This is a genomic window from Brevibacillus fluminis (genome assembly GCF_052072235.1).
Taxonomy (GTDB): Bacteria; Bacillota; Bacilli; order Brevibacillales; family Brevibacillaceae; genus Brevibacillus_D; species Brevibacillus_D fluminis_A.
The window spans coordinates 1,437,420-1,449,696 of sequence record NZ_CM125436.1 but is presented as its reverse complement, the minus strand read 5'-3'; the positions used below and the strand labels follow the sequence as shown (position 1 = coordinate 1,449,696).

At 54.3% G+C, this 12,277-nt stretch carries 13 protein-coding genes; 5 read left to right on the top strand and 8 right to left on the bottom strand.

Annotated features, from left to right (window positions below):
• Window positions 1–65: 65 nt before the first annotated feature.
• From ACTID9_RS07415 to ACTID9_RS07395, 5 genes are read right to left on the bottom strand one after another with little or no spacing between them, the layout of a single operon-like run.
• Window positions 66–905 carry a 3-keto-5-aminohexanoate cleavage protein gene (locus ACTID9_RS07415; RefSeq protein ID WP_441070569.1) on the bottom strand — a complete coding sequence of 280 codons (840 nt, stop codon included), beginning with the start codon at window positions 903–905 and terminating at the stop codon, window positions 66–68.
• Window positions 906–947: 42 nt separating this feature from the next.
• The gene (locus ACTID9_RS07410) at window positions 948–1,748 is read right to left on the bottom strand and encodes a cyclase family protein (RefSeq protein ID WP_441070568.1); all 801 of its coding nucleotides are present in this window, start codon (window positions 1,746–1,748) and stop codon (window positions 948–950) included.
• A gap of 42 nt (window positions 1,749–1,790) precedes the next feature.
• Window positions 1,791–2,705 (bottom strand): 3-hydroxyacyl-CoA dehydrogenase family protein, encoded by a 915-nt coding sequence (locus tag ACTID9_RS07405; RefSeq protein ID WP_441070567.1) that lies wholly within the window; start codon window positions 2,703–2,705, stop codon window positions 1,791–1,793.
• Between the two features lie 15 nt (window positions 2,706–2,720).
• On the bottom strand, window positions 2,721–3,497 hold the full coding sequence (locus ACTID9_RS07400; RefSeq protein WP_441072479.1) for an SDR family NAD(P)-dependent oxidoreductase: 777 nt from the start codon (window positions 3,495–3,497) through the stop codon (window positions 2,721–2,723).
• 36 nt (window positions 3,498–3,533) lie between these two features.
• On the bottom strand, window positions 3,534–3,878 hold the full coding sequence (locus ACTID9_RS07395) for a cupin domain-containing protein (RefSeq protein WP_441070566.1): 345 nt from the start codon (window positions 3,876–3,878) through the stop codon (window positions 3,534–3,536).
• A 283-nt stretch (window positions 3,879–4,161) separates the two neighbouring features.
• On the opposite strand from ACTID9_RS07395, the gene ACTID9_RS07390 reads away from it, so the two are divergent.
• A complete protein-coding gene (locus ACTID9_RS07390) occupies window positions 4,162–4,962 on the top strand; it encodes an IclR family transcriptional regulator (RefSeq protein ID WP_441070565.1) in 801 nt (266 codons plus the stop codon).
• A gap of 184 nt (window positions 4,963–5,146) precedes the next feature.
• A complete protein-coding gene (locus ACTID9_RS07385) occupies window positions 5,147–5,914 on the top strand; it encodes an IclR family transcriptional regulator (RefSeq protein WP_441070564.1) in 768 nt (255 codons plus the stop codon).
• A 62-nt stretch (window positions 5,915–5,976) separates the two neighbouring features.
• Here the strand turns inward: ACTID9_RS07385 and htpG are convergent, their stop codons facing one another.
• Window positions 5,977–7,857, bottom strand: coding sequence for a molecular chaperone HtpG (gene htpG, locus ACTID9_RS07380; RefSeq protein WP_441070563.1), 1,881 nt, complete (start codon window positions 7,855–7,857; stop codon window positions 5,977–5,979).
• 138 nt (window positions 7,858–7,995) lie between these two features.
• Entirely contained in the window at window positions 7,996–9,156 is a 1,161-nt protein-coding gene (locus tag ACTID9_RS07375; protein ID WP_441070562.1) for a PstS family phosphate ABC transporter substrate-binding protein, read from the bottom strand.
• Between the two features lie 394 nt (window positions 9,157–9,550).
• On the opposite strand from ACTID9_RS07375, the gene ACTID9_RS07370 reads away from it, so the two are divergent.
• A complete protein-coding gene (locus ACTID9_RS07370; RefSeq protein ID WP_441070561.1) occupies window positions 9,551–10,477 on the top strand; it encodes a DUF4180 domain-containing protein in 927 nt (308 codons plus the stop codon).
• 64 nt (window positions 10,478–10,541) lie between these two features.
• On the opposite strand, the gene ACTID9_RS07365 is transcribed toward ACTID9_RS07370, so the two are convergent.
• A complete protein-coding gene (locus tag ACTID9_RS07365; RefSeq protein WP_441070560.1) occupies window positions 10,542–11,102 on the bottom strand; it encodes a CGNR zinc finger domain-containing protein in 561 nt (186 codons plus the stop codon).
• A 119-nt stretch (window positions 11,103–11,221) separates the two neighbouring features.
• On the opposite strand from ACTID9_RS07365, the gene ACTID9_RS07360 reads away from it, so the two are divergent.
• Both ACTID9_RS07360 and ACTID9_RS07355 read left to right on the top strand, forming a co-directional pair.
• On the top strand, window positions 11,222–11,674 hold the full coding sequence (locus tag ACTID9_RS07360; protein WP_441070559.1) for a pyridoxamine 5'-phosphate oxidase family protein: 453 nt from the start codon (window positions 11,222–11,224) through the stop codon (window positions 11,672–11,674).
• Between the two features lie 24 nt (window positions 11,675–11,698).
• Window positions 11,699–12,136 (top strand): VOC family protein, encoded by a 438-nt coding sequence (locus tag ACTID9_RS07355; RefSeq protein WP_441070558.1) that lies wholly within the window; start codon window positions 11,699–11,701, stop codon window positions 12,134–12,136.
• Window positions 12,137–12,277 lie beyond the last annotated feature (141 nt).

Below are 12,277 nucleotides of genomic sequence, written 5' to 3'. Positions count from 1 at the left end.
TAGCGCTTACGAAACGTTCGCTGCAAGAGGAGGGATTCGCGCTCCTCCTCTGTGCAATCGAATCATTACACCCGCACGTTGTTTGTACGCAGCCCGAGCATGGTTCTCGCCTCATCGGGACTGGCAAGCTCCTTGCCCAATTCCGCCACGGTCCGCTTTGTCCGCGCCACGAACGCAGCGTTGGACTCCGCCAGCACGCCGCGCGAATAATAGATGTTGTCTTCCATACCTACCCGTACATGTCCACCCATCGCCAGCGTGGCGTACAAGATCGGCAGATGCATGCGTCCGATGCCGAATGCGCTCCACGTCGCATCGGCAGGCAGGAGCCCTTTTAAAAACACCAGATTTTCGACAGTGGCCGCGATGCCGCCCGGTGCGCCCAGTACGAACTGGAAATGGGGCGGTGCGTCCAGCACGCCTTTCTTCAAATAGTGCAGCGCATTGTATACCATGCCCGCGTCGAAAATTTCGATTTCCGGCTTCACCCCGTTCTCCCGCATCGCGTGGCCCAGCTTTTCCAAAAACGGAGGCGTGTTGAGAAAAACGGTGGAGTGGGCCCAGTTCATCGAGCCGCAGTCATAGGAAGCCAGCTCCGGCTTCAATTCGATGAATGGTTTCATGCGCTCTTCATCTGTCAGGCCGAGCCCGCCGGAGGTCGTCAAGTTCAGGACGATGTCGCAGCGTTCCCGGATCAGCCGGACGGTGCGCTCGAATTTTTCAAAACTCATGGACGCCTGTCCCGCATCATCCCGGACATGAATGTGGGCGATCGCAGCCCCTGCCTTGTAGCACGCATAGACTTCGTCAGCGATTTCCTCCGGCTGCAACGGGATATGCGGCGTGTCCTGTTTGTTCGGCCACGCTCCGGTCGTGGCTACCGTCACGATCACTTTGTCTTCCATCGCGAATCTCTCCCCTTTCCGATGTGTGGTTACTTGCCATGATCACGATGTGCCGTATTTGTACACGCGCGGCGCAACCGGATTGGCCTCATCCTCATCGATGAACGCTACGAGGCGCACGATCGAACCGTCGCCCATATACCAGCGGATCGGAAAGCCGGAAATCGTCACTCGCTTGCCTACTACCATTTCGATGTCTCCCCCGACATTTTCCCAGCCCATGATGCCGTTGCTGAGCAGGACGCGATGGGCGGGCTCCCATTCCGGAAAATCTTGCAAAATGTCCCGCCCTGTCTCGGCCTTGTATTCCTCGACCAATTCGGGAATCAGCGGGCCCGGGCCATGCGGGGCGATCGCAGTGGACAGCGGATGATCCAATGCTTGCTGGTCCACGCCGACCGCTTTTACTTTTTTATCGCGCAGCCATTCTGCAGCCTCCCGGGTCAGTCCCGGCGAATAGGCGAAATACTTGCGGTTGTCGCCCCAATATTTGTGCCAGCCTGTATGGATGATCACGATGTCGCCTTCCTGGATAACCGGTGTCGCATTCGCCAGATCCTCGGCCGTAATCTTTTCCCACTTCCCTTTGGGGATGTCCACGACGACGCCTGTGCCATAATAGTTTTCCAACGGTATCTCATGCGTGTATGCCAGCCCTTCTACCACATGCGCGGGCGAATCCGCATGCGTAGTGCAGTGCATGACGGTGGTCACGCGCTGCGACAGAACGCCCGATTTGGCGTGGTAATGGACGCGCTCGATTTTGACATCCTCAAAATACGGCCATAGCGGAGCCTTGTCTCCGAACGGATGGCTGAGATCGACGAGCTTCAATTTTCCCATGAAAAATCCCTCCAAAATGGTTTGGTGTGTACAATCAATCGGTTATTTTGTGTTGATCAAATGCTGAATCAGCCGCTGACGGGATTGCTCCGCCTGATCGGGCGTCCAGTCAAAAAAGCCTTTGCCTGCCTTGAAGCCCAGTTCCCCGCTTTCCACCTTTTCCACGAGCAGGCGGGACGGCTCCGTGCTGTTCTCCAAATGAGCCAGCAAATAGGAATGAATCGCGAGCGTCAGATCGGTTCCGACCATATCCGCATTTTCCAATGGGCCAAGCACGGGCAAACGCAAGCCAAAACCGTAGCGGATGCATTCATCCACCGTAGCGGCATCGGCGATTCCCCGCTCCACGATCGAGATCGCCTCCCGCCAAAGCGCGTGCTGCAAGCGGTTCGCGACAAAGCCGGGTTCATCCTTGTTCACCCGAACCGGATGCTTGCCCACTGCCCTCAGCAGCCCGATCGTCCGCTGCATCACATCCTCTGCAGTGTCCGCTGCCCGGATGACTTCCACCAGCGGAATCAGAAACGGCGGATTCCAAAAATGGGTGCCGACGATTCGTTCCCTGCGCTTGGCTCTGCCGGCGATTTGGGTAATGCTCATCACCGACGTGTTGGTGGCCAAAATGGCAGACGGATCGCAAAGCTCATCGAGTGTGGCAAACAGCTGCTGCTTCAGCTCCATGTTTTCCGGGGCGCATTCGATCACGAATTCCTGCCCATCAACGGCAGCAGGCAAGTCTCGTGCGATCGTAATGCGGGCGAGAGCGTCTTCCGCTTCTTGGGCCGAAATGACGGCGCCTTCCTGGAGAACCAGCAGATTCGCCTGAATGCGCCCCATAATCTGCGCATCCGCATCCTCTGCGGCAAAAATGGTCACATCAAACGAATGTTGTGCGAATATTTGCGCAATTCCAGTCCCCATCATGCCTGATCCGATCAAGGCGATACGCTTTCTCATCAAAACGCCCTCCCGTCACCCTGCCGTACAGCCGCCGTCCACGTACAGGACTTGGCCGGTGATGAAGTCGGAAGCCGCTGAGCCGAGAAAGATGATGCTGCCGATCAAATCGTCGGTTTTGGCCGCGCGCCCCATCGGAATCCGCGACAGAAACGTCTGCTTCAGCTGCTCATCCTCGAGCACCTCTTGCGTGAGCGGCGTCCAGAAAATCGTCGGCGCCACGGCATTGACGTTGATGTTGTATTTGGCCCATTCGGTCGCCAGCTGCTTGGTCAGCAGATTGACCGCTCCCTTGCTGGTCCCGTAGCCCGCATAGCCGCCCGGATGCCCGGCGAATGCGCGCACCGAGGAGACCGTAATGATTTTTCCATGCCCTTGCTCCTTCATGACGTTGCCGACCGCCTGGCAGCACAAAAACGTCCCTTTCACATTGATGTCCATCAGCTGCTCGAACGCTTCGATGGGAAAATCCTCCGCCGGAAAACGCTTGGCGATGCCGGCCGCTGTGACGAGCAGATCGATCTTGCCGAATCGCTGCACCGTGTTTTGTACCAATGCCTCCACATCATCCTTTCTGCTCACATCGCATGCGACCGCCAAAGCCGACCGCCCCAGCTTTTCGATTTCCCCGACCGTTTTCTCCAAGGTCGCGATCGTGCGTCCCGTCACAACCACATCAGCGCCGAACGCAGCCAATCCCAGCGCGATGTCGCGGCCAAGCGCTCCGGCGCCTCCCGTGACGATCGCGACACGGCCCGTCAAATCAAACATCCCCGCTGCAGCTTCTCTCATTTCCAGCAATTCGCTCCTCCTCCTTGGTTGGTTCCGCTACCCGCCATAATTGACGATGACCAGCATGCTCGCCGGGCGGTTGGTCGCATTGATGACCTCTCTGCCCTCGTTTGGCGCTAAACAAAGTGAATCCCACTCTCGCAGCACGACCGTTTCGCTTTTGGTTTTCACCGTTAGCTCCCCCGCCAGCACCACGTACACTTTTTCGGTGGGGGACTCCTCGTAGTCGTACTCGGCCCCTCCCCCAGGCAAAAAATGGGACAGCCCGACCCAGAACGACTGTGTGCCCGTCTCCTCTCTGCCATGCAGCTTCAGTGCGGTCATGCCGAAATGCTTGGGCGGGTGATACGCGCGGGCATGATCAAACTCGACTTTTCGCATCGCTTCAAGCCTCCTTTTTTGTACCGAAGAAGCGGTTTCAATTGTCGATCCTCTGTCTGATGAAAACCATTCGCCATAATCAAGTGTACCATAATGCGGTACAAAGTATTGTATTACGATACAATTTGAGCATATTTCACCCTTTTTGTTTTGTCAACAATTTTTAGAATATTCATTTTGACGAACGTATTTTCATTTCGACTAACCCTCCCCACGCTACCTCTCCCAAATCGCTTTCTGGTATGATAGTGCTAATGAATTTGCCAGAGAGGAGCACTCCCACTTGCCGACTGATGAACAATCTGAAAAGAGTAAAAATAACGGCGTTCAGGTCATCGCCCGGGCGGCGACCATCTTGCGGGCCTTGAAAGATCACCCGAACGGCTTGAGCCTCGGCCAGATCGCCCAGCTTGTCGGAATGGCCCGCTCCACTGTGCAGCGGATCATCTATGCGCTGGAAGAGGAAGGCTTTGTCGTGTCCGCAACCGCTTCGGGCGGTGTGCGCCTGGGGCCGGGACTCGCCTTGCTGGCAGCGGCTGTGCGCATCGATCTGCGGGAAGAAGTGCGCCCTTATTTGCAGCAGCTTTCAGCCGAAATCGATGAAACCGTCGACCTGTCGATTCTCGACCATCACAGCGTCCTGTTTCTCGACCAGGTCACGGCTCCCCATCGCCTGCAGGCCATTTCCAGCATCGGCGCCTCCTTTCCCTTGCACTGCACCGCAAACGGAAAAGCCATCCTGGCAGCAATGAGTGACCATGAGGTCGAGCGCACGCTGCCCGCGATCCTCGAATCGTATACGCCCCACACCATCACGGACAAAAGCCGGCTCATGCAGGAGCTGCAAACGATCCGCCAAACCCGGGTTGCGTACGATCGCGAGGAGCATTCGCTGGGCATTTGCGCAGTCGGCTCGCTGATCCGCGATACGAGCGGAAAGCTGGCTGCCGTCACCATCCCCATGCCTGCTGCCCGCTTTCACGGAAATGAAGATAGGATCATCGCGGCGCTGCTGAAAACGTGCGATGCGATCAATCAGCGGTTTCAGACCGCCTCTACGATTTACCCCGCTTCTGCCAGATGAAGAGGCAGGAAAAAAGAATCACCCTCTGAAGCAGCCGGTTGGCGGTTTTTCAAAGGGTGATTTTTTTATGGGTTGAGAATTTGCCCGCATTGTAATACACTATACCATTATGTGGTTAATTGTACCGTCATGCGATACAATCTTCCTTATCTTTTCCCAACGTTTGAGAAAGAAGGTTCTTTCCTTGACCATCGCCCAACCAAACGAACCTGCCAAAACTGGCGGCATTCAAGTCATCGCCCGCGCTGGACGCATCCTTCGCGCACTGAAAGACCATCCCGCAGGATTAAGTCTCGGTCAGATCGCCCACCTCTCCGGCCTGGCCCGCTCTACGGTACAGCGCATCATTTTTGCCCTGGAGGAAGAGGCATTCGTCGTACCCGCATCTGCAAGCGGCGGCTACCGACTCGGCCCCGGTCTCGTCTCCCTGGCCCAAGCGATTCAATTCGATCTGCGAGACGAGCTGCGTCCGTTTCTCCAGCAGCTTTCCGCTCGTGTCGATGAGACCGTTGACTTGTCCATTTTGGAGCACGGACACGTATACTTTTTGGACCAGATCACAGCCCCGCAGCGGCTTCAGGCGGTTTCCGCCATCGGCGCCTCCTTTCCGCTGCACTGCACAGCCAATGGAAAAGCCATCCTGTCGATGCTTTCCTGGTCAGATTGCCAGCGGCTTTTGCCGGCAACGCTTGAATCGTTTACTCCGCATACGATAACCGCCCATGCCGATTTGAAAAAAGAGCTGGAAGCGATTCGCGAGCGCGGGGTCGCATACGACTGTGAAGAGCATTCGGTCGGCGTGTGTGCGGTTGGTGCGGCCATTCATACCCCCACAGGCAAGCTCGCAGCCATCACGATTCCGCTGCCGGCCGCCCGGTTTTATGAGCGTGAGGAAGGATTGGTTGCTGCCTTGCAGGAGCTGTGCGGAAAGATTCACGAGCGGTTTTCGTAAAAAACGAAAAGGGCCACCTGTTGGGTGACCCTCCTTCCTCGCCAAACCGTATCGTCGCTTCCCTACACCATGATCTTGCACACATCGTTCGTGAACGCAACCGGGTCCTGCAGCGGCAAGCCTTCGATCAGCAGCGCCTGGTTGTACAACAGCGCTGTATACAAATTCAGCTTTTCCTTGTCTTTTTCAAACGCGTCCTTAAGCGATTGGAACACCTCATGCTGCACGTTGATCTCGAGCACCTTCTCCGCCTTCACATTCGGGTTGTTCGGCATCGCGTTCAAGATTTTTTCCATCTCGATCGTGACCTCGCCCTCTGCGGACAGGCAAACCGGGTGGGATCTCAGCCGTTTCGACGCTTTTACGCTCTTGACTTTGCCGGCAAGCTGCTCAGCCATGTACGCAAACAGCTCTTTGTTCTCTTCGTTTACCGCATCAGCATTGTTTTGGCTGTCATCCATCTCGATGCCTAAGTCCCCGCTTGCGACCGATTTGAACTCCTTCTCTTTGTAGCTTTGGATCATCTTGATCGCGAACTCGTCGATATCCTCGGTGAAATACAAGATTTCATAGCCTTTTTCCGCGACCAGCTCCGTTTGCGGCAGCTTGTCGATCCGTTCGATCGATTCGCCTGTTGCATAGTAAATGTATTTTTGTTCTTCCGGCATTCTCGACACATACTCGTCGAGTGTGACGAACTTTTTCTCCTTGGACGAATAGAACAGGAGCAGGTCTTGCAGCATGTCCTTGTTGGTGCCGAAATCGCTGTAAATCCCGAACTTCAGCTGGCGGCCGAACGATTTGAAAAATTGCTCGTACTTCTCGCGCTCGTTTTTTTGCATGGTTTGCAGCTGGTTCTTGATTTTGCTGGCGATGTTTTTCGCGATCAGCTTCAATTGGCGGTCATGCTGCAGCATTTCGCGGGAAATGTTGAGCGACAGGCTCTCCGAATCGACCATCCCTTTGACGAAGCTGAAGTAGTCCGGCAACAGATCGGCGCATTTGTTCATGATGAGAACGCCGTTCGCGTAAAGCTCCAGCCCTTTTTCATACTCTTTGGAGTAATAGTCAAACGGGATGTTTTCCGGGATGAACAGGATCGCCTGATAGACGACAGCCCCATCCGCGCTGATATGGATATGCTTGAGCGGCTTGTCGAAGCCGTAATGTTTTTCCTGGTAAAAATTCTCGTAATCCGCGTCGGTCAGCTCGCTTTTGTTTTTTCGCCAGATCGGCACCATGCTGTTGATGCGCTGCTCTTCCACATAATCTTCGAACTCGTTGTCGCTGCCTTCCTTCGGCCGTCTTCCGGTCACGTCCATTTTGATCGGATAGCGGATGAAGTCGGAGTATTTTTTGATAATCGACTTCAGGCGGTACTGCTCCAAAAACTCGTCATAGCTTTCTTCTTCCGTGTTTTCCTTGATTTTCAGAATGATGTCCGTGCCCACGGCGTCTTTTTCCGCCGGTTCGATCGTATAGCCGTCCGCGCCGGTCGACTCCCATTTGTACGCCGTGTCGCTGCCGAGCGCTTTGCTGATCACAGTCACGACATCGGCAACCATGAAGGCGGAGTAAAAGCCGACACCGAACTGGCCGATGATGTTGTGGCCGTCCTTCGCTTCATTTTCGGTTTTGAACGCCAGCGATCCGCTCTTGGCGATGACGCCGAGGTGGTTTTCCAGCTCTTCCTTGGTCATCCCGATCCCGGTATCGCGGATGGTCAGCGTGCGGTTCTCTTTATCCGCAACAACTTTGATAAAGTAATTGTCTTTGTCAAAGACCAGGTTTTCGTCCGTCAGCGCTTTGTAATAAATTTTGTCAATGGCATCGCTCGCATTGGAAATCAGCTCACGCAAAAAAATCTCTTTTTGCGTGTAAATGGAATTGATCATCATTTCGAGAAGCCGTTTGGACTCCGCCTGAAACTGCTTTTTTTCCATGAGATAGTCTTCCTTTCCGTCTGTGAATGTACTGCAGGCAGCGCCGCCCGTTTCGGAGACGCTGTTAGCACTCTCAATCGACGAGTGCTATCCAATTCCTTTTATAACAGCAGGCAAATTTTATGTCAATATCCAGCCTTATCGATGAAGCGGCGTGTAGCCGGTCTTCTCGACCAGCTCTTGCCCCTGGGGCGACAAAATCCATTCGATCAAAGGGGCGACATGCGGGTTTTTGCTTCCTGCCGTCACGGCATAAAACTCGGCCGCAAACGGATACGTCTTGTTCGCAATCGTGCTAATGTCAGGCGTCACGCCGTCGATTGCGAGCAGGCGAATATCGCCGTTTCGCACCATTTCCGTGGCGAAATAAAGGAAGGAGTAACCGATCGCATTTTGGTAATTGCGGTAATCCGACGTTTTCGCGATGATCCCGCCCATGCCGGAGACGACATCTTCTTGCGGCGGCTTCATCAGCGTGCGGCCTGCCATGATTTTTTCAAGCATGGTCTGGCTTCCGCTGTTCTCCGGACGCTGAAACGCGCGAATCTCCTCATCACGCCCGCCGACCTGCTGCCAGTTGGTCACGTTCCCGGCGTAAATCTCCTGGATTTGCGCGCTGGACAGACCCGTGACCGGATTGGCTGCGTTGACAAAAAAGACGAAAGCTTCCCGGCCGATCGGCGTCAGCTTCAGCTCGACCCCTTTTTCTTTCGCCGCCTCCAGCTGCGCATCGGACGGGCCCGCCGCAAAAATGAGGTCTACCTTCCCCTCAATCAGGTTTTCGTAGGCAGTCGGCGTCGTGTTGACCATCACCTCGCTGTCATAGCGGTCGTACTGCTTTTGTGGATAAACAGCCTGGGCAAAAGCCGCATACAGCGGATAAAGTGCCGTCGCACCGTCCATTTTCGGCAAATCGGACGACAGCGCAAGCGTTGCAGGCTTATCCAGCACAGCCAGCCGCCCGCCAGGCTGAAACGGGCGGTAGGCATCCAAATCGACATCTTGCTCGCTGACTTTCGGAATGCTGTTTACATACGCTCGATTGATCTCATAGCCCGCTATGGTCAGGCCGATCAGCAAAGAGCAGGCCGCGAGCGCTCGGAACTGCACGCGAGGCCGAATCGGCACGAACGTTCGCACAATGACGAAAAGAGCCAGCAGCACCGCACTGCCCATCGTGACAAACGGATAAAACCGTCCGCCGCCAAAAAGCGGGGTCACCAGCATCATGAAGAACCCGATGAACAAGATGGCGGCCACAACCGCCAGACATCCAAAAATTTTTCCCAACAGCTCCATGTATTCGTTCCCCCTTCCCGTTTTTCTCCTTTCTTTACGTTACCAAAAGTTTCTTGAAATTGAAAATGTTGCTCTCGTGAACAAAACGAAAAGCCCTCAGGATGTCTCCCGAAGGCTTTTTGCCCTTTCGCCGGACGTGTTGAAAATGATCGAGAAGGTCGATCGTAACGAAAGTTAGCTGTCGGGCAAATTTTTTGAAAAAGGGGATTTCAGGGAATTTGCCCAATTAGGATGCCAGCACATCATGAAGTGGGGCGCGTATGAGGACGTGGTTTACTACGGGATGGTGAAATCGGATTTTGTCGAGACCACTAAAATCAATTGAAATGATTTTGCAATTACCAATAACGTATGTTACTGTTAACATACGTTATGAAAAACAGGAGTGACCAACATGTCGATCAAGCTCGCCATCTTAGGCATTCTCAGCTGGAAGCCCTCGACCGGCTATGACATCAAAAAAATCATGGAGGAGTCATCCTTTATGTACTGGTCGGGCAACAACAATCAGATTTACAAGTCGCTGGTACAGCTGCTTGACGAAGGCTTCGTCACCAATGAGGTGCTCCACCATGATAGCTCCCCTACCCGCAAGATTTACACGATCACCGATGCGGGCCTTGCGGAGCTGAAAGAATGGGTCAAATCCGATCCGCTGCCGCCGGAGCACAAAAACAGCTTCTTGACGCAGCTCGCGTGGGCCGATCTGCTGAGCCCCGCCGAATTGAACGATTTGTTGACCCGTTATGAGAACGAAATCAGCCTGCAAGTTTTGCTGCAGCAAGAAAAAAAGCGGCGCGGCTTGCTCGCTCCCAAGCGCTCGCCGCGCGAAAGCTTCCTCTGGGAGGCGATCCATGACAACATCATCGCAACCTACAAAAACGAGTGGCACTGGATTCAAACCGTCCGCAAACAGCTTGATGCCCAACCATTTTCCGAGGAGGCGAACCAAATGAAATACCGCGTATGCGAAAGCGGCGACATCCGCTATATCGAGTGCCAATCTGCACAGCCACCGCTCGCAACCGAACAAGATGCGCTCGATCTGATTGCCGCGTGCATCGAAAACGACACGAACCTGCTGCTGCTTCAAGCCGCTGCCCTTTCCGACGATTTTTTTAACCTGCGCACCGGCGCTGCGGGCGCGATTTTGCAAAAGTTCGTGAACTACCATGTCAAAACGGCAGCCGTTCTCCCCGACCAGCTGGAGCGAAAAGGCAGGTTCAAGGAAATGGTGCTGGAAGCCAACAAAGGCAGCCAGTTCAGAGTTTTTGCCACAGATGCCGAAGCGATTGCGTGGCTGCTCGGCTCGAATGGATGAGCAACCCGCGTGAACAAAATGAGCCAGCTTGCGAAAGCCTCCACATTTCCCAAGCTGGCCCCCTTCATTTTTGCAGCTTTTTTCGCGCATAAAACTCTGCGGCCTTTTGCCGGTTCCCGCATGTCTCCATGCTGCACCAGCGTCGTTTTCCCGATTTGGAAGTATCAATAAAATGAAGAATGCACTCCTCATGCTCGCATGAGCGAATCCGTTCCCGCGAAACGTGCTGCAGCGTATGAATGATGGAGTGGACGACCTGATACCGCACCTCATCGGTCATTGTGACTCCCCGGCAGATCAGTTCGAGCTTGTCTTCCGCGTGCGAAAGCGACAGGCGGACCTGCACGTTTTCCACAATGGACTGAAGCTGCAGGGTCCGTTTCGGGTCAACCTCTCCTCGCTCCAGGTCTGCCAATATCTCGAGGCAATGTGCACGAAGCGAACGCAGCTCTGCGATGATGCCTTGCAGCCCGTCCCCGCCCTTCTCCTTCGCCAGCAGATCATTTGCCAGCAGCCACTGCTCCGCTTTTTCGTCGTCATCCAGAAGGTCGACACCCCGTTTATTGACGGTATTCGCCAGGTTGATCCACAAGGCTCCCCCTAACACATAGCGCGTGTTTTCCATAAGATTTTCACCTCAAGAATAATTATAACCATAAAAACACCATTTACAAGTTAGAAGGTTCGATGTATGATATAACCATTAAACAATTAATTTAAAGGTTATAAAAGAGGTGAAGTTTGATGGAAGCAAGCGGCGAGCAATTTCTGCGGAGCAAGTTTCAGACGAATGGCATCCGGATCGGGCACAAGCTGTCTGATTTATTGAGCCGGTATGTGGAATCCATGGAATTTTTCTTCCTCGCGACAGCAGATCGCGCCGGCAATTGCGACTGCAGTTTTCGCGGGGGCGTCCCTTGTGTCAAAGTTCTCGATGACACCACGCTGATCTTCCCCGATTATCCGGGAAACGGCGCATTCCAAAGCTTGGGGAACATCGTGGAGAATCCGCATGTCGGCATGCTCTTCATCGATTTCACCCATCAGCAGCGGCTGCGGATCAACGGACAGGCGGAACTGCTGGATGACCCGGAGCTGTGCGCTTTGTTCCCGGGCAGCATCCAGGTGGTCAAAGTTTTTGTCGAGCAAGTGTACCGGAACTGCTCGGCACGGATTCCCAAGTTAACCAAACAATAAAATGAAAAGAAAGCTGGTGGACGTATGGCACTGACAAAAGGCGTGAACCATGTGGGGTTGAGCGTAACCAATCTGGAGGCTTCCAAACGATTTTTTACCGACATTCTGGAATTTGAGCTGTTGAAAGATGTGGAAGGTGATCATGCCTTTGTGACGGACGGCACGACGATGATCACCTTATGGCAGACAGCCGAACAAGCAGCGACCGTGAAAACAGCCGGCCTGCACCATCTCGCCTTGCAGGTGGAGTCCGTTGCCGTACTGCGCCAACTGGAAGCACGCATGAAACAAAACGGGATTCGCCTGCAATTCGACGGAATCGGCGTACGCGGCCAGGAAGGCGGCTTCCTCGCGCTTTTCTGCTACGACCCGAGCGGCATTCGCATCGAGCTTGCGACCTTGGAAAAAGATTTGACCGGCGGGGTGCCGATTATCGGGGGCTGCGGTGTGGTGGAGGAGTAACCGGTTCCTCTTTTGGGACACTATCGCAAAATGATTTTCATCAAGCGCTCTACGTCCTGCTGCCAGTAGCCCGGAACCGTTTGGCCCGCTTGCAGCATCAATCCGGTTTAGACCGAAAAGTACAAAAATAACAACCGCTCA